The sequence below is a fragment of the Amycolatopsis sp. cmx-4-54 genome (assembly GCF_046548895.1).
In the GTDB taxonomy this organism is placed as follows: Bacteria; Actinomycetota; Actinomycetes; order Mycobacteriales; family Pseudonocardiaceae; genus Amycolatopsis.
Map to the genome: position 1 here is coordinate 271,400 of NZ_JAEBEJ010000004.1, position 15,880 is coordinate 287,279.

Annotated in this window: 18 protein-coding genes and 1 pseudogene; 10 read left to right on the plus strand and 9 right to left on the minus strand. The window is 65.8% G+C overall.

Going from position 1 to position 15,880, the window contains the following annotated elements:
* Positions 1–39 precede the first annotated feature (39 nt).
* On the minus strand, positions 40–291 hold the full coding sequence (locus tag ACLJQ7_RS15120) for a WhiB family transcriptional regulator (protein ID WP_410648837.1): 252 nt from the start codon (positions 289–291) through the stop codon (positions 40–42).
* Between the two features lie 188 nt (positions 292–479).
* Here ACLJQ7_RS15120 and shbA point away from each other — a divergent pair, with 188 nt between their 5' ends.
* Complete coding sequence (gene shbA, locus ACLJQ7_RS15125) at positions 480–1,655, plus strand: RNA polymerase sigma factor ShbA (protein WP_410649203.1); 1,176 nt, start codon at positions 480–482, stop codon at positions 1,653–1,655.
* A 3-nt stretch (positions 1,656–1,658) separates the two neighbouring features.
* On the opposite strand, the gene ACLJQ7_RS15130 is transcribed toward shbA, so the two are convergent.
* A complete protein-coding gene (locus tag ACLJQ7_RS15130; protein ID WP_410648838.1) occupies positions 1,659–3,032 on the minus strand; it encodes an MFS transporter in 1,374 nt (457 codons plus the stop codon).
* A 58-nt stretch (positions 3,033–3,090) separates the two neighbouring features.
* Here ACLJQ7_RS15130 and ACLJQ7_RS15135 point away from each other — a divergent pair, with 58 nt between their 5' ends.
* A complete protein-coding gene (locus ACLJQ7_RS15135) occupies positions 3,091–3,498 on the plus strand; it encodes a MerR family transcriptional regulator (protein ID WP_410648839.1) in 408 nt (135 codons plus the stop codon).
* A 7-nt stretch (positions 3,499–3,505) separates the two neighbouring features.
* Here the strand turns inward: ACLJQ7_RS15135 and ACLJQ7_RS15140 are convergent, their stop codons facing one another.
* The gene (locus ACLJQ7_RS15140; RefSeq protein ID WP_410648840.1) at positions 3,506–4,096 is read right to left on the minus strand and encodes a hypothetical protein; all 591 of its coding nucleotides are present in this window, start codon (positions 4,094–4,096) and stop codon (positions 3,506–3,508) included.
* A gap of 210 nt (positions 4,097–4,306) precedes the next feature.
* Between ACLJQ7_RS15140 and ACLJQ7_RS15145 the strand changes: the two genes are divergently transcribed.
* Both ACLJQ7_RS15145 and ACLJQ7_RS15150 read left to right on the plus strand, forming a co-directional pair.
* Positions 4,307–4,585 carry a DUF3892 domain-containing protein gene (locus ACLJQ7_RS15145; RefSeq protein ID WP_410648841.1) on the plus strand — a complete coding sequence of 93 codons (279 nt, stop codon included), beginning with the start codon at positions 4,307–4,309 and terminating at the stop codon, positions 4,583–4,585.
* A gap of 198 nt (positions 4,586–4,783) precedes the next feature.
* On the plus strand, positions 4,784–5,023 hold the full coding sequence (locus ACLJQ7_RS15150; RefSeq protein ID WP_410649219.1) for a hypothetical protein: 240 nt from the start codon (positions 4,784–4,786) through the stop codon (positions 5,021–5,023).
* A 5-nt stretch (positions 5,024–5,028) separates the two neighbouring features.
* Here ACLJQ7_RS15150 and ACLJQ7_RS15155 read toward each other — a convergent pair whose 3' ends face one another.
* Positions 5,029–5,922 (minus strand): carbon-nitrogen hydrolase family protein, encoded by an 894-nt coding sequence (locus tag ACLJQ7_RS15155; RefSeq protein ID WP_410648842.1) that lies wholly within the window; start codon positions 5,920–5,922, stop codon positions 5,029–5,031.
* A gap of 76 nt (positions 5,923–5,998) precedes the next feature.
* Entirely contained in the window at positions 5,999–6,832 is an 834-nt protein-coding gene (locus tag ACLJQ7_RS15160; RefSeq protein WP_410648843.1) for an enoyl-CoA hydratase/isomerase family protein, read from the minus strand.
* Positions 6,833–6,955: 123 nt separating this feature from the next.
* Here ACLJQ7_RS15160 and ACLJQ7_RS15165 point away from each other — a divergent pair, with 123 nt between their 5' ends.
* Positions 6,956–7,348 (plus strand): winged helix-turn-helix transcriptional regulator, encoded by a 393-nt coding sequence (locus ACLJQ7_RS15165; protein ID WP_410649204.1) that lies wholly within the window; start codon positions 6,956–6,958, stop codon positions 7,346–7,348.
* A 272-nt stretch (positions 7,349–7,620) separates the two neighbouring features.
* On the opposite strand, the gene ACLJQ7_RS15170 is transcribed toward ACLJQ7_RS15165, so the two are convergent.
* Both ACLJQ7_RS15170 and ACLJQ7_RS15175 read right to left on the minus strand, forming a co-directional pair.
* Positions 7,621–7,848, minus strand: a complete 228-nt coding sequence (locus tag ACLJQ7_RS15170; RefSeq protein ID WP_410648844.1) for a hypothetical protein — start codon at positions 7,846–7,848, stop codon at positions 7,621–7,623.
* Between the two features lie 69 nt (positions 7,849–7,917).
* Entirely contained in the window at positions 7,918–8,154 is a 237-nt protein-coding gene (locus tag ACLJQ7_RS15175) for a hypothetical protein (protein ID WP_410648845.1), read from the minus strand.
* Here ACLJQ7_RS15175 and ACLJQ7_RS15180 point away from each other — a divergent pair.
* On the plus strand, positions 8,153–8,764 hold the full coding sequence (locus tag ACLJQ7_RS15180) for a hypothetical protein (protein ID WP_410648846.1): 612 nt from the start codon (positions 8,153–8,155) through the stop codon (positions 8,762–8,764). The two genes, ACLJQ7_RS15175 and ACLJQ7_RS15180, sit on opposite strands and share 2 nt — an antisense overlap.
* 540 nt (positions 8,765–9,304) lie before the next feature.
* Here the strand turns inward: ACLJQ7_RS15180 and ACLJQ7_RS15185 are convergent.
* The gene (locus ACLJQ7_RS15185; protein ID WP_410648847.1) at positions 9,305–9,763 is read right to left on the minus strand and encodes a histone-like nucleoid-structuring protein Lsr2; all 459 of its coding nucleotides are present in this window, start codon (positions 9,761–9,763) and stop codon (positions 9,305–9,307) included.
* A 570-nt stretch (positions 9,764–10,333) separates the two neighbouring features.
* Here ACLJQ7_RS15185 and ACLJQ7_RS15190 point away from each other — a divergent pair.
* From ACLJQ7_RS15190 to ACLJQ7_RS15205, 4 genes and pseudogenes are all read left to right on the plus strand, one after another.
* Positions 10,334–10,570: pseudogene (locus ACLJQ7_RS15190) on the plus strand (helix-turn-helix domain-containing protein); the annotation flags it as partial.
* A gap of 30 nt (positions 10,571–10,600) precedes the next feature.
* The gene (locus ACLJQ7_RS15195) at positions 10,601–13,309 is read left to right on the plus strand and encodes a hypothetical protein (RefSeq protein ID WP_410649220.1); all 2,709 of its coding nucleotides are present in this window, start codon (positions 10,601–10,603) and stop codon (positions 13,307–13,309) included.
* A gap of 442 nt (positions 13,310–13,751) precedes the next feature.
* Positions 13,752–13,946 (plus strand): hypothetical protein, encoded by a 195-nt coding sequence (locus ACLJQ7_RS15200; protein ID WP_410648848.1) that lies wholly within the window; start codon positions 13,752–13,754, stop codon positions 13,944–13,946.
* A gap of 105 nt (positions 13,947–14,051) precedes the next feature.
* Positions 14,052–14,543: a hypothetical protein gene (locus ACLJQ7_RS15205; protein WP_410648849.1), complete on the plus strand. Its 492-nt coding sequence runs from the start codon at positions 14,052–14,054 to the stop codon at positions 14,541–14,543.
* Between the two features lie 624 nt (positions 14,544–15,167).
* Here ACLJQ7_RS15205 and ACLJQ7_RS15210 read toward each other — a convergent pair.
* Positions 15,168–15,392 carry a hypothetical protein gene (locus ACLJQ7_RS15210; protein WP_410648850.1) on the minus strand — a complete coding sequence of 75 codons (225 nt, stop codon included), beginning with the start codon at positions 15,390–15,392 and terminating at the stop codon, positions 15,168–15,170.
* Positions 15,393–15,880 lie beyond the last annotated feature (488 nt).

The window sequence follows — 15,880 nt, forward strand, 5'->3', positions numbered from 1 at the left end:
AAGAACACATCGGAAATTCGACAACACGATCGAACGCTTTCAGGCGGCGCTGCCGACGCGAATCACGTGGCTCCGCTCACTGCCGGTCAGCCCGCCGAAAACTCCATGGGCCAACCCGTTTTCCAGGGCGTAGGCCAGGCAGGTCGAAATGACCGGGCACCGTGCGCAGACGGCCTTCGCCCTGGCCACTTGCCGTGCTCCGGGGCCGGTTTCGGTGACCGGGAAGAACAGTTCGGGATCCTCACCACGGCAAGCGGCCCCACTGAGGTCGCCCGCCATCCTCATTTCCATTTTCCTATCACCTCCTTTTCTCGATTTTCCCTTCCTCGTCAAACGACTTCTCCCTCGGCGACGGGTATCCGGCCGGGTACGGCACGCAAACATCACCTTGACCGAATCGTTACACTCAGCGGCCCGCTCACTGCACCTGTCCTGTGAGGGCATGCGCGTCAGGCGGCTGAGAGCGGTGAGTGCGGGTGATGGGCCACGACGGGTTCGACGAGTTCTTCCACGCCGAATTTCCGCTGCTCAACGGCTTTCTGTGCAAGGCGGGCTTCGCGCTGGACCCGGCGCGGGACGCCGCCGCGGAGGCGATGCTCAACGCCTACGAGGGCTGGCAGGGCATCGTCCGGCCGAAGGCCTGGGTCCGCCGGGTCGGGCATCGGCGGGCGAAGGAACAGACGGCGGTCCGGTCCGACTGGGCCTTCGACGACACCGGCCGGGAGGACAAACTCACCATCCTCGCCGACGAGGCGTCGTCCGTCCTGACGATGCTGGGGAAGCTGCCGAAACGTCAGCAACTCGGCATGGCGTGGGCGCTGGACGGCTACTCGTCGCGGGAGATCGCCGGCGTGCTCGGCATTTCGGACGAGGCGGTCAACGCGACCCTTCGCCACGCGCGTGACCGTCTGGCGGAGCACGACCCCGGCTTCGTCGACCGCCTGGACAGCGCCAACAGCGCCTTCATCGACGCGCTGAGGATGGGCCTCGACGTCGACGACACCCTGTCCCGGATCAAGAACCGCGCGATGATCCGGGAACTCGCGCTGGTGGCGCCGGGTTCCCCCGCCGAGTCGGAACCCGAACAGGTGACGCCGTCACGCTGGTACACCCTCGACGAACCCGTCGCGGCCGCCGGACGGGGTGACCGGCGGGCCCTGAACCAGCTGCTGACCACCATCCGCCCGCTCGTGATCCGATACTGCCGGTCGCGGATCGGCAGACAGGAACGGACCTACGCCTCGGCCGACGACGTCGCGCAGGAGGTCTGCGTGGCGATCCTCCGGGCGCTGCCGACCTATCGTGAGCGAGGGCGGCCGTTCCTCGCCTTCGTCTACGGCATCGCCCATCACAAGGTCGCCGACGCGCGCCGCGCCGCCGCCCGCAACCGCACCGAACCCGTCGCCGAAGTCCCCGACGGGATCTCGGAATCCGCGGGCCCGGAACAACACGCGCTGCACAACGAATTGAGTGACCGCATGGGTGAACTGCTGCGGATCCTGCCGGACAAGCAGCGCGAGATCGTCGTGTTGCGGATCGTCGTCGGCCTGTCCGCGGAGGAGACCGCCGGCGTGGTCGGCTCGACGGCGGGGGCCGTGCGGGTGGCGCAGCACCGGGCTTTGACGCGATTGCGGAAAATACTCACGGATACCTGATCGTCACGCGTCCGGTCGCCTGCCGGCGAGTACGGCGAGCCCGCACAGCACCACCACACTGATCGCCGCGACCACGGCGAGTCCGGTGGTGAAACCGTGACCGCGCTGGACGAAGGTGCCGACGCTGCCGAGTACCGCGACCCCGAGCGCCAGCCCGAACTCCACGCTGGTCTCCGACAACGCCGACGCCGCACCGGCCCGGTCCGGTGGTGCCGCGCTGATCACGATCTCCGTGCTCAGCGCCATCACCGGCCCCAGGCCGAGATAGATCAGCACGAGACCGGCGACCAGCGGCGCGATCCCCTCTTCGGCCGGGGTCCAGGCCAGTACGCCGAAGCCGAGCGCCGACACCACCAAGGACGACGCGAACAGGCGGTGGACCGGGATCCGGCGAGCCAGCGCCGGAGCCGCGACCGACGTCAGGACCATCGCGGCCGCGGAAGGCACCAGCCACATCCCGGCCACGATCGGAGACAATCCGGCCTCCTGCTGAAGATAAAGCGCGGCGAACAAATAGACCCCGGCGACACAGGCGAGCGCGGCGAGAAGGATGAGCAGCGCGTTCCGGAACGGCCGCGCCGCGAACAGCCGGAGGTCGATCAAGGGCACGCTCAACCGCCGCTGCCACCGCAGGAACACGCTTCCGGCACCGACGCCGAGCAGCAGTCCGATCCCGCCCGCCACCATCGATCCGCCCTCCGCGAGCTGTTTGATGCCGTAGACGATCGGCAGCACGGTCGCCAGGGACAGGACCACGCTCGCCACGTCCAGTGCACCGGGCTCGGGGTCGCGGTACTCCGGCAGCAGGAACGGGCCGGTGATCAGCAGCAGGACCATCACCGGGACGGCGAGCAGGAACACCGAACCCCACCAGAACCACTCGAGCAGCAGCCCACCCGCCACCGGACCGAGCGCCACTCCGCCGGACAGGCCGGCGGACCACAGTCCGATCGCGACCCCGCGCTGACGTGGATCACGGAACATGTTCCCGATCAGCGCGAGGGTCGACGGCATGAGCGTGGCACCGGCGATGCCGAGCAGCCCGAGGGCGACGATGAGCAGTTCGGCCGACGGCGCGTAGGCCGCCAGTACCGAAACGATCAGGAAGGCCGCCGCCCCGATCAGCAGGAGCCGCCGCCTGCCGATGCGGTCACCCAGCGTGCCCATGGTGACGAGGAAACCGGCGACCAGGAAGCCGTAGGCGTCGGAGATCCACAGCAGCTGCCCCGGGCTCGGGGCCAGCTCGGCGGCGAGACTGGGAAGCGCCAGATAGAGCACCGTGGCGTCCATGGACAGCAACGCGGTCGGCAGGACGAGCACGGCGAGGCCGAGCCATTCCCGTGGCCCCGCGGAGATTTCGAGTTGTCGGTCGAACATGCCTTGACGCTAAAGTCTCACATAGATGTGAGAGTCAAGGACGATTTTCGGAGGGGCCGTGCGCATCAGCGAGCTGGAACGCAGGACTGGTGTCAGCCAGCGTCTTCTGCGTTACTACGAGGAACAAGGCCTGCTGCGGCCGAAGCGTCTCCCCAGCGGCTATCGCGTGTACGCCGAAGACGACGTCACCACCGTCGAGCACATCCGTAACCTCCTCGCCGCGGGACTGTCCACCACCACGATCGCCGATCTGTTGCCCTGTATGGGTTCCGCGGGCGGGCAGCTCATCGCCGACTGCCCTGAGCTGTTGCTGGACCTCCAGCGGGAACGCGCCAGGCTCAGTGCCGCGATCGCCGAACTGACCACCGCCCGCGGCACCCTCGACCAGGTGATCGCCACCGCGCCGCCATCGGTCGAGCACGAGGCCGCCCGGTTGCGCGGCCTCGGCTTGCAGGACAGCGCCTAGCCCGTGCTCACGGGCGGCAGCGTTCCGCGGTCGCCGCGGCCGTCTTCAGCTCGGGAGCCTCCAGGATGGCCGCGACCGGGTCCAGCACGCCGTGCGTGTCCTTCTGGGCGGCCATGAGCCCGTCGACCGCACGGCCTTGCGCGACGGTGTCGGCCTTCCCCGCCGCGTCCAGATGCGCCTTCGCTTTCACGGTCTTGTCGCGTGCCGAGGTGTATTTCGCGAGGAAATCGCGCTTCGCCGCGTCTCCGGCCGGAACCGGCGCTGCGGGCAGCGCGGCCAGGCCGTCGACCGTCTTGGCCAGGATCGCCGCGTAGTGCCCGAGTTGCGCGCTGGTGCTCTTCTTGATGGCCTCGACGGTTTCCCCGCTCGCCGACGGCATCGCGTTGTTTCCCTCGACGAAATCCTTGACCGCGCCGCAGAAGCCGTTCATCCAGGCCACCGCCGCGGCCGGTTCCACGGCGGACGGCGAAGCCGGTTCCGCGGACGGCGAAGGCACCGTCTGCTGGGCGGCCGGCGCCGGATCCGGCGCGCAACCGGCCAGCACCACCGCGGCCAGGACGATTCCCGCGGTGACCGATGTCTTGAAGGCAGCGCACATGTCTGTTCCCCTCTCCCCCGGCTGCTGTTCCCGCCGGCGCGAGGACAGTGACACGGCGGCACGCACGCCGTCTGCGTCATCTGACGCAGAACGAACCCGCCGCCCTCGAACTCGTAACGTTCGGAGCACGGCGTAACAAGGTGCGGACAGGGGACGAGTACCGCATTACCCCCGTTCGCATCGAGGGCACCCAGCCGAAGAGGTAGCACCATGGCCATCAAGATCATCGCAGCGCGGCTCGAAGGTGGGAAGTTCCACGAGAACATCACGAAACTGCGCTGGATCAACCCCGGCAACGGCGAGACCGGCGAGAGCTTCGTTTCGGCGATCGTGGCGTGGATCGAAGACGACGACGGGAAAGCCTACGTGGACGAGGGAATCCACCGGGTGGCCGTGGAGATCATCAAACCGACCTTCGGCCCGGAGTTCCTCCGCACGCGCGCGGACGGGATCTGGAAGAACAACCTGCTGGAGCTTCCCCGCTTCTGAGAGCCGGCAACTTGCGCGAGCACTCCCGGTGCGCAGGGGACGGATACTTCACCGTATCCCAAGGGTCGCGGGTTCGAGTCCCGCCCGGCAGCCATCCTGCCGGTAGCTCAGTCGGTAGAGCATTGGACAAGCACCGTCCCCGACTTTTCTCGGGCATCGGCTGGAGTCGAAGCTCCCCTCGAACGAAACGAGGGTCGAGTGTCGAAGTGCAACACCGCCGGCACGCGCCCGGCGACCGGCTCACCGATCACCGGTGAGCGGAGCCCCGGCGGCGTCACCCACGGAGGCCGGGACGGCTACCGGAACCTCGCGGGCTACCAGCACGGCCACTCGACGTCCGGACGCGGAAACCGGCACACCTTCGGCGGTCTGACCGACCAGGCCTTCCGGATGATTCCACTCCTCGATGCGGGCCGGAGCGCCGACTGGCCGTTCTGACCCGCTCAGAACGCGGTGCGTGTCTCACTGCGGGGATCACCCTGCACGACATGGGGTTCGTAGAGTGCTGCTCCGGCAGTCCGGCGCCACGGCCGTGCGAGCCGCACTGCCACGTCGATGTCAGTGTCCGGCGCGTCTCGATCGAGCTCGGCGACGGCGAGGCCGGGTCGCCCGCCGCTGTCAGCGCGTGCGATCCATCGCCCACCGGGTGCGACGAGGCCGGCTGGGGCCGTCGCGCTGAACTGGGCCGGGACCGAGTAGGCGACCCAGTAGTTGTAGAGAGTGCCGTACGCCTGTGCCACGACCGACCTCGGCAGGTCGTCGACCATGACCGATGCCAGCACACAATCAACGTCCAGACTCTCGTACTCGGCGAACAACTCGGGAAAGTTGACCTCGATACAGAGGACACAGCCGAACCGGAACCCATCAACCTCGAAGACCAGCGGCGCCACTCCCGGCGTGTACAGGTAACTGATCTCGCTGTGCGACAGGTACCGCTTGTCATAGCGGCCTACCAGCTCGCCCCGGTCGGAGACCACATACAGGCTGTTGTGCGGACGGTGTGCCCCGGACAACCGATGGATCGAACCGAACACCGTCCAGATCCCGAGCGCACCAGCGAGGTCAGCGACCGCCTCCGCCTCTTCCCGAAGCACATCCCAAGCCGCACGCGACCAATCCGCCTCACACAGCCCCCCGTCGCCATCCCCCGCCACTGCATACTTGTCGGGATAGGTGATCGCCCCCTCCGGAAACTGCACCAACCGGGCACCCGCGGCACTCGCCTCCCGCATCAAAGCCCGGATCTCCGACGCACTCTTACGAAGACCGTCTCGATCCGACGGATCCTCTGGCACCGTGCTCTGCGCGACGGCCAACCGCAGCGTCTGACTCATACAGCCATCTTGCCAACCCCAGCCGGGCGGGTGATCTTTGTCGGGGAAGAAAGTGCCCCGTCTTGGCCCAGCTGGATTAACCGGCCAGCTTGCGGAGCAAGCCCTCCAGATCGCGTTCGCCGTCACGGGTCTGGGCCCCGTGGACCAGTCCGCCTCGGATCAACCGTTCGGCCGCGGGCCGGACGATCTGGGCCGCCCAAGCGTCGTGTTCACGCAGGAAGCCCTCGGCCAGGTCAGCAGGAACGATGGCACGTTTGGCCGCGGCGACCACGCCCTCGGGCAGTGCCGCGATATTGCGAGCCAGGCGGTCGACAACGTCGTCGAGTTCATCGGCGGGGACGGCCCGGTTGACCCAGCCGTAGCGTTCGGCGGTCTGCGCGTCATGCAGCTCGGCACCGAGCACCACCTCCAAAGCGCGGTTGCGGCCGATCCGATCGGTGAGGTACTGGGTGCCGCCGCCCCCGGGGACGATGCCCATGAGGGCCTCGACCTGCCCGATCCCGGCGCGACCGATCGCCGCGAATGCCATGTCCGCCGCCGTGACGAACTCCGCCCCTCCGCCGCGCGCCAGGCCGGCGAGTTTGACGATCGTCACCTGAGGCTGGTGCCGGAGCAACTCCCCGAGGGCTTGGAAGACGTTGACACCCTCGGGGGTGTCGGCCGCGAGTCCGTCGAAGGCGTCCGGCGCGTCGACGAGTGCCATGTCGACGTGGGCGATGAAGAAGTCCGGATCGGCGCTGTCGAACACGATCACCCGGACCGAGTCGTCGTCCCGCAGCCCGGTCAACAGCCGCCGCAGGTCGGCCATGAGGGCGACGTCCAGGACGTTGACGGGCGGATTGTCGAGGGTGACACGGGCGATGCCGGCCTCGTAGCTCACTCGCAGGGTCGCGTAAGCGTCGTGGTGCACGAAGAATCTCCGATCGGTACCTGTCAGGCAGCTAAGTTCCTGATGTATACCTAGACTGAAACGGCGGGAGACCGGCGTCAATAACGCACTTTCGGCATCGTAAGGATCGTGGAGGATACCGACATGGCCACTCCCGGCACCGGCTCGGACACGGACGTCGTCTACCGGGCCGACTGCCCCAGTCGCCCGATTCTCGACCAGATCGCCGACAAGTGGTCGATGATGGTGATGACCGTCCTCGACAAGCCCCGCCGGTTCAACGACATCAAGCGACGCCTCGAAGGCGTCACTCAGCGGGTCCTGACCCAGACCCTGCGCCGTCTGGAACGCAACGGAATGATCGAACGGCGCGTGCTGCCGACCTCGCCGGTGGGAGTCGAGTACTCCCTCACCCCGCTCGGTGAATCCCTGCGCGAACCCTTCGGCCATTTATACGACTGGACGACCGCCCACGCAGACGAAATCCAAAACTGCCAGCAGAGCTACGACCAGCGTCATAACGCCGAATCAACGTAGTGCGGCCTTATCCAGCCAACAACACGCTTCCCCACGTTTCACAATCTGAAGAACAATATCGAAATCGGCTTACGGTGCGGCCCCGCCAAGTGCCGCTCCTCGATGGACCCCCCAGCCGCGCGTGATCTCACCCGGCGACGACGGCCGGTACGAACTCCGCGACCTGTGGTGTCCCATGGCATCGACGGCGATCGGCGAGGTGCGCCAACGGCATCCCGAAGCCCTTACCGTGAGGTCGTCACGGAACCGGCCGACGGTGGCGCCGAAACCCGCTACGCGGCATGAGCAGACGATGACGGCGCACGATCCATGCCCAGCGGCAGACGAGTGAGCAGCAAATTCAGAAGCGGTGTTCCAACGACTTCCCACGCCTGCTCGTATCGCGCTGCCGCCGGGTGACACGTCGAGATGTCGTTCAGGGTTCGGTCTTCGTCGATGCCGTCGTCCACGTCGGAGGCGCCGATGAGCTGCCAGATCCGGTCATCGGCCTCATGCCGCACTGCCTGCGAACCTCGTTGCCCGTTATCTGCCGGTCGGTTTCGAGTGACACGGCCACTTCGACCGTGCGCCTAGCCACCGGCCGTCGTCGGTGCCTTCGGTCCCATCCCGGCGAAGACCGCCTCGATCACGCGGTCGACGTACTCGCGCGTCAGCGGTTGCCGGGCGATCAGCACCTGGAAATAAAAGGGGCCGGACAGGAGGGCCATCGCCAGGCTCAGGCCCTGGCTGGCCACGGTGCTACCCGCGCTGCTGGGCGGCGGGGCGGGCGTGACCGTGCTGGTGTCGGTGCTGAGGCCGGTACCCATGACCGATCCGCAGCTCCGGGGCGGCAACCTGCTGGAGAACGGTACCGACTTCGTGCAGGTCCTGATGGTGCTGATCCTCAGCGCGGCGACCGCCGCCCCCGCCTATTTCGCGGCGCGGCTGGGGCCGGTCTGGGCGGGGCCGGTCGTCGGCTTGGCCGGCGGCACTTCGCTGGCCTGGGTACTGGGACGGTGGGCCGCGGCCAAGCTCGAATCGAGTGCGCCGGAGTTGCTCCTGTACCTGCGTACCGGCGTCTCGCCCCGACGAAAGCGACCGGCCCCGGCCTGGAAACCGCAAACGTCTTCCCTGCCCAAGCCCGGACAGCACCTGGAGAAACTCGGCCTTCACCTGGCTCCGAACGGCCAGCGTGTCTACGTCGTCGCGAGCCTGGTCCTGTGCTGGGTGCCCCTGGCCGCCCAGGGCATCGTGCCCGCGCTCATGCTGACCACCGGCCAGATCACGCCATCCTGGTTTCTGGCTCTGCACCTGCCCCAGCATCTCCAGTGGCCGACGGTCACCGCCATGATCTGTCTCGGGCTCACCATGCTGGCCACCGGCCTCCACTACCGGGCCAAGTCACGACGAGCAGCGGGCGAACTCGAGCCCGTCTAGCTCCGCGATCGCGAGAAGCCCCCTCTCCGGCGAGTTCAAGGAGAGGCGGCTTCTCGTCGCTGCGCCGACAAGGGCTCGAATCCCAGACCTTTTGTTTCCACAGTGGACAGTCAGGCGGCCGGGAAACGTGCGGACGTAAATCCGGAACGGGTACCGGTTCTGCCTGTGGCGCGCGACGGCGCTGGCTCGCGACGCGGCCGACGAGGCTCCAGCGAGTGAACGGCTGGTCGAGCGTTTCCGGTCGCGTGGTGGCCTCCGCGAGCCCCGGATCGCATCCTCGTCACCCTGGACCAGACGCGCACTGGCCGGGACAGTGTTTCCACTGGCCGAAGCCATGATCACCATCGCCCGCCGGTGCCGGATCGGCGACCCAGTGCCTTCACGCACGATCTTCTGCGGCCGCTGACTCTCCTGATCGGTCAGCCGACGCGCACCGAACTGGTTCGGCCATCCACCCACGCTGACGCCTGCTGATCAGCAACCGCGAAGGTCGACCGGCGTGTCGCCAACCCGGCCACGTTCATGGACACAGCACCAGGTTCAGCTGTCAGCCTTCTTCTTCCGCGGAGCCCGCTTGCGCACCGGCTTCGTCGGCGTCTCCTCGACCGGCTCCGGTTCGACGTCGACAGGCTGCGAGGGAGCTGACTCGGCAGCATTGAACGCTTCGTAGATCTCGGTCGGGATCCGGCCGCGGTCAGCGATCGCGTAGCCGTTCTCAGCCGCCCAGGCGCGCACCTGCTGGTTGCGCTCACGGTCGACCGGCGCCGCCGGACGGCGGGTTCCCGTCGCAGTGGACTGACCGGCGGCGACGCGGATCTTACGACCGCCGGTACGCGTGCCTGCCTCGACATACTGCTCGAACACGTTTCGCAGAGCCTGGGCATTCTCGTTGGACAGGTCCATCTCGTACTGGACGCCATCGAGCGCGAAGGGCACGGTCTGCGTGGCTTCGCCGCCATCGAGGTCATCGACGATTTCAACAAGAATCTTCTGGGCCATGGGGAGAGCCTTTCACCGAGTCGAGCGGGAGGGCTGCGCTAGCGCAGCATCGATGACCCTACCGATTGTTTACCCGATCGGCGGTATGACACAGCCTGCACCTGGCGGGCAAGCCCGCCTTCGGCGGCTGGGCGCGATCGCGTTTCTGCGTGATCTACCGACCGCACTCGGGCTCGGCGGAAAGGGCGGAAGACCCACTCCGCCTCGGCGCTGTTGTGTCGCCACCACCGTCGGGTTCCGGCGACGGGGAGCGGACCTCGTCAGTTGTCCCTTCTCGTAGACGTGCTGCGCTGCCGTCTGACCTTGCACGGGACCGCTTCACAAGTAGCGGCCGGGCCGCCGCCGCGGCGGTCAGTAGCTGCAGTACGGCCGTGCAGAGTTCGAGGATTTCCTTCACGTGAGGTCCCATCCGTCGTGGTGTGGTTTCTGGATGTGACCTTTCACTGTGTGTGGTAGATACAGACGAGATCTCGAACCGGTCCGAACGAAAAACCATGGCTTGACCGGTGGAAACGAGACGGCGGGGCGGATCCTCGAACAGCCGTCGAACGGAGAGGGGTCGACCCGAGGATGCAGACGCCGGCCAGCGGTAGTGATGCTCTCAAGAAGTTCGGCAGGGCCCTCAAGACGCTACGAGAAGATGCCGGATTAACTTGTAAGCAACTTGCCCGTTTGATGCTTCCTCAGCTCGCTACGGACAACAGGACCATCAGCCCGAGTCGGCTCAACGAGACTGAGAACGGTCGCAACTCCGCCGGTCCGCCGCATCTGGACGTCGTACGGGCATGGGTACGGACGTGCGCCGAGGAAGCAGCGAGGAGGAAGCGAGCGTTGTCGGTGTCGACCGACTACGCCTACTGGGAAGCCGAACACGGCCGGCTCGTCGAGGCCTTGAAGTCCGGGCCGCGGTGGCACCGCGAGACATCCGGTCCTGCGGCCCTGCAGGGACTGTTACGACCGCGTCCGACACCTCCGGTCGACGAATCGCGCCGGTTGCCCTCTTACTACCTCGATCCCGCCCGACGAATCGTTGACTACGTGCCACCGCCAGAGCTGACCGACCTTCAGGACTGGTGCGAGCGAGACGAGGCCGCGACAGTTCGGCTTGTCCACGGACCAGGTGGATCCGGCAAGACGCGCCTGGCCATCGAGCTCGGTGAACTGTTGGCGGCTGAACCTGACACCGATTGGCTGGTCGGCCACGTGGTCAACCGCCCGACGGGCGATCTCACCGCGCTCAGCGCGGCGCTGCGTGACGCGGACACCAGCGTGCTCGTCTGCGTCGACTATGCGGAAGACTGGGCCTACGAACTACCGAAACTTCTCGCGAAATTGCCGTCAGCCCGACGCCGACGCGTTCGGGTGTTACTCCTCGCTCGCACAGTCGGCGCCTGGTGGCGAACGCTTACCGGCCACCCCGACGTCGGCCATCTCGTCGATGACCAGCCCACCGAATTGGCTGGTGGCCCTACTGCCCTCAGCGCACAAGACATGCTCGTCCAGGCATACCGGAACTTCCACACGGTTGTGTTCTCTCGACAGCCATCCACAGTGCCACCGGTACTTGAGTCTGTCACGATGGATCCGGACGACATCCTGGGGCTGCACGCGGCCGCTCTCAGCGTGGTCTTGCACGAGCAGGAACACCGGCGGCCGCCTGCTTCCATCGATTCACGCGGAGCGCTCGACGCCGTGCTCGGGCACGAAAGGCGGTGGTGGGGCAGGTGGCTTCGTGCCCATTCCGCCACACTGGAGCCGGAGAACGTCAGCTTCGGCGATCTCGTGGATCGGCTGCTCGCGGTGCCTGCGTTATTTCTCGCTGGCGACGTTCGGCAGGCGGAACGTGCTTTGAAGGAATCCTTCGAGCCAGTGGATATCGATGACTCGATGGTAACTCAACTGGCAACGGTGCTACCCGAAGTATATCCCACAACGGTTTCCTATCGGTATTACGAACCGTTGCGGCCGGACAGGCTTGGCGAGGCCGTGGTGCTGAGTATCGCGACGGCTGTGGCGAGCGCCGAACAAATGACGGACGTAGCCTGCCGATCGTTGGCGGCAACGGCGACCATCCAGCAGGCTTTGCATGCGTTGCTGGTGCTCGCACGCGCGTCCGGTCTGTCGTCGCCGACAGTGGACGCGCCCACGCCGGCACAAGCCCGAACGCTGCTGTGCATCCGCTCGCTACTGGTCAAATATCCAGAGACGTTTCTCCCGGCCGCGTGCGTCGTCGTGGCCGGGATGGCACAGCCGACCGCAATGGTACAGATCATCCTCGCAGGGATCGGCTCGACGCCCAGGCCCGCAGCCCGCCTGGCGGCTGAACATCTGCCGGTCGCACAAGACTCGCTGGCACCCCTTGAGGTTGCACTGTGGCAGCGATACCTGGAGTCCTTCGACGACACCATGGGCACTCCTGACCTCGCGTACGGCAACGATTGTTTGGGTTGGGCACACGAGCGCGCCGGTGACGCCGACGCAGCGCTGGCAGCAAGTCGCTTGGCGGCCGAGCATTACGCGCAAGCGGTGGCAGCGGGCCACCACCACCTCTTGGGGAGCTTGGCTCATGCCCGCGCCACATGGGCGGAGCGCGCCAACGAAGCCGGCCTGACCGAGGAATCGCTGAACCAGATCACCCGTGCGATCGACAGCTACGAGGAGCTCTACGGATCCGGAGACGAACACTACCTCCGCTCCCTATTCTGGGCGGAGGCCTTCAGAATCCGGCTGAAAACCACGAAACCGACAATGCAAGATCTGGACAAGTTGCTCGAACATCGTCGTCTCCTCTACAAGGAACTGGGCGACTTCACAACATCAAACGCGCCGAATACGTTGATCGAGAAAACTCTTGACAAACTGAATGTTTCCTCTCTCGACCTGAAGAGTCCATCAACCGAGCCGTTGCTTTCAGGTGTCGAATCCATTCTTGTACCGGTAGGACACTCTGTCGGCCCATTGTTCACCCCACGCGGCACGAGTGAGGGAATGGCCGACTCATACGAGATCAGATTTGCCGACGGCATATTCTCGATTGACCACGAAGAGCTGAGAGTATGGACATATACGCATGGCGACCCCGAAACGCTCGCCGAGGACCCGCCTCGCCGCGACCGAGTTTACCGAGAAGTCTCCGAGATGGAGCCGGAAAAAATTGACTCGATCATTGATCGCCTGATTGCCGTAGGACTACTGGCCGAGGTGGCTTTGATTCCCGAAAAGATGCAGGATTTCGCATACAAACATCAGATCGAACCACTTGCACTAGGGCTTGGCAATTCACCCGAGGCACCCTGGTACTTCCAGATTGGCCTTCCCGCTACGCCACGTGTGATGGTGGGCCACGATGCTTATCACCTCTGGATGTTCGCTCATCGCCATGCTTCCTTATGGGACGCTGTCGAGTATGTGGTGGCCGATCGACGTAAAGAGGCGGTGCTTCGCTCTGGCCCCGAGACCGATCCTCACCGAGTATTGGAGAACTTCATCAGGGCGATGCCAGTCTTGATATCCACTTCGTGCGCTTATCTGGACCGAGTTCGCTAGGGTCGTTGTCCCGGAAAGGTCAGCCCGCCTCGGCGAGACAAGGATCGGTCGAGTGCGTTGCGGGTGTCCAGGACAACGTCCCAGGCCATCGTCGTAGCGATGGCCTCCCAGTCCTCTGGTACTCCGGCCAGGCTGTCAGCCGGACCAGCCCATCGGCGTTCCTGACAGCGCCGTATGGGTCACGGCGATGGCAATTCCGGTAGCCCAAGGGTCTCTCGAAGTCGTGCGATCACGCGGCGCTGATGGGCCGTGACCAAGTCGGCCTCGCGACCGAGGCCGGCGCCGACGTCGTGCTGACGCCGGCCTGTCGCCGGTCAGGTCGACTTCGGAGGTAGCGTGGGCGCCGGGGACGAGCTGAAAGGGACTCAGCAAAGTGACTCGACGACTCGCAGCCGCTGGCGACCGTCCGGGAGCCAAAGGTCTACTCGGTCCCGTCTGTCTCGTGCTCAGCTTGCTCGGCTGGATCCTCCCCTACGGAGAGGTGATGTCGGTACTGGCCTTGGCCGCCGGGGCGATCTCAGTATTCACTGATCGCCAATATCGACTGGACGGCCTTGTCATCGCAGGCGCCTGCATCGCCGCACTCCAACTGCTCTTCGGGCTACTCCTGTTCACGATGGACCTGGCAGGCCACTGAGAACATCGCCTACCGGGCGCGGCCACTCGGTTACGAAACGTTCGCGCCTGCCCGAAAACTGTTGCTCAGCGCGCGATGGCGGCACCGGCGTGCCAGGTTTGAACCATGAGTGACTACCCCAGCCATCCCGCTTCCGCTGAGACGTCCACGGTCACCGGCCGGGAACGCCCCGGCACGATCAACGGTGCCTTCTGGGCATTCCTGGCCTCCGCGATCATCGGACTGCTCAGCGGTGTCCTGGCCTTCGCCAACAAGGACGCCTTGGTCGAAGCCACCAGAAACGCGAACAGACAGGGCGGAGCCCAGCTCACCGAAGCCCAGATCGATCAGGCCGCCACCTTCGTCATCATCATCGGACTGGTGATCGCGGTCGCGTTCGCACTGCTGTACCTGCTGTTCGCGGTGAAGCTCCGCGCCGGCCGGAACTGGGCACGGATCGTCCTCACCGTCCTCACCGCACTCCAACTGATCTCAGTCATCTTCAGCACCAACACCATCGTGGGCTACCTCAGCGTCCTCGCCGCCGTCATCGGCGTCGTACTGTCTTTCACCACCCCATCCAACGAATACATCGCCGCGACCAAGGGCGCGCGCTGAGCACCTTCGGTGGCGCGGCAGCCCTCTAGCACCGCACAGCAGCAAGTTCGAGGGAGGGTGTGCTGTCCCGATACGGGACGGCACACCCTCCCTCGACGCTGTGCTAACGGCCCCTTTGCCAACGGTAGTAACAGCGTTGAGGCACAGCACATCCGACGACAGCAAGACCATGACCGCCTCGATCACCATGGGAGACGCCGCGATCGACCAGACGCCGGTGTCTCCGCCCAGCTGAAGAAACTCCTCCAGGCGTACGGGACCTGGCGGTGTCAGAGCGCCGTCTTCACTCGTCCAGGGATGTCGACCAACTGATAGAACAGCGGCCCGGCTGAGTCGAAGTGCTCCCTGCCAGCACCGCGTCCACGACTGCCATCTGACGGGACTTGATCCACATTCCCGTCCGGCACGGCTTCCCCATCCTTCTTCAGTCGTCCCCCTGCAGACCGAGCAGGACTCCTGACGATGACCGGCGAGCAGGCCGAACGCGGTCGAGCGATGCTTCAACCGCCTCAAGTAATTCCGGGGCCTGGCAACCCGGTTCGTTGGTACATGGAGCTTGTCCTCGCCCTGCATCGTCCTTCATCCCGATGAAGATCTCCGGGACACGCCCCAGAGCCGACCGGCTCAGTCCCGCGGGTGGCGGTACTTCCGGGCAAGGTGGAGGAACGCGGCGGCGACCAGTGCACTGACCAGTCCGAGCGCCAGCAAGAACCACCCGATTCCCTGGCCGCTGGAGGCGACGATGCTGATGCCCGCTACCACCATCATGACGGCCATCAACGCCGTTGTCGTTGCTCTCCAAGTGAAGGGCGACCGGTTGTCGAAGTCCTTGGACGTCTCGGCTTCCATGGCCCTCTTCTACCCGGAAAGGGCTTCCATCAATCCCGGGGGCGGTCACTCCACTTCGCCGAACCGCGGCTGACCCATCCGCGCCATCAACGCACCCAAGACTGAAGAAATAAACGTCAGAGGCAGGACGCTAGGGCGCGTCCTACGGATCCGGTGCTGACCGCTGATGATCAGCTGCCGGCCTTCGGTGTCCGTGGCCAGGCAGATCGAGGCCACGAACAGGCTCTCCAAGTCCTCCATCTCCCAACGGCGGGAACAACCCGCAATGGTTACGTCGCCTGGGCCGGCGAACCCGGCCGGGGCTCGCTGGACAAGGCACTGCAGACCTGGCTCGGCGTCCCACTGGCACATCCGAGCCAGACTCCGGAAGCGGTCACCACCGCCACCAATCCATCCCTTGGCCAGAGTTCACCCAGCGGCGAAGCCAAGTCCTGAGCAGACGCGACCGCCCACCGGACACAGCGCCCACGCCAGAGGACACCTGTTCA

Coding starts and splice junctions, on each gene's coding strand:
- ACLJQ7_RS15120 (WP_410648837.1), bottom strand. CDS start 291: ATGGAAATGAGGATGGCGGGCGACCTCAGTGGGGCCGCTTGCCGTGGT.
- shbA (WP_410649203.1), top strand. CDS start 480: ATGGGCCACGACGGGTTCGACGAGTTCTTCCACGCCGAATTTCCGCTG.
- ACLJQ7_RS15130 (WP_410648838.1), bottom strand. CDS start 3,032: ATGTTCGACCGACAACTCGAAATCTCCGCGGGGCCACGGGAATGGCTC.
- ACLJQ7_RS15140 (WP_410648840.1), bottom strand. CDS start 4,096: ATGTGCGCTGCCTTCAAGACATCGGTCACCGCGGGAATCGTCCTGGCC.
- ACLJQ7_RS15145 (WP_410648841.1), top strand. CDS start 4,307: ATGGCCATCAAGATCATCGCAGCGCGGCTCGAAGGTGGGAAGTTCCAC.
- ACLJQ7_RS15155 (WP_410648842.1), bottom strand. CDS start 5,922: ATGAGTCAGACGCTGCGGTTGGCCGTCGCGCAGAGCACGGTGCCAGAG.
- ACLJQ7_RS15165 (WP_410649204.1), top strand. CDS start 6,956: ATGGCCACTCCCGGCACCGGCTCGGACACGGACGTCGTCTACCGGGCC.
- ACLJQ7_RS15180 (WP_410648846.1), top strand. CDS start 8,153: ATGACCGATCCGCAGCTCCGGGGCGGCAACCTGCTGGAGAACGGTACC.
- ACLJQ7_RS15175 (WP_410648845.1), bottom strand. CDS start 8,154: ATGGGTACCGGCCTCAGCACCGACACCAGCACGGTCACGCCCGCCCCG.
- ACLJQ7_RS15185 (WP_410648847.1), bottom strand. CDS start 9,763: ATGGCCCAGAAGATTCTTGTTGAAATCGTCGATGACCTCGATGGCGGC.
- ACLJQ7_RS15205 (WP_410648849.1), top strand. CDS start 14,052: ATGAGTGACTACCCCAGCCATCCCGCTTCCGCTGAGACGTCCACGGTC.
- ACLJQ7_RS15210 (WP_410648850.1), bottom strand. CDS start 15,392: ATGGAAGCCGAGACGTCCAAGGACTTCGACAACCGGTCGCCCTTCACT.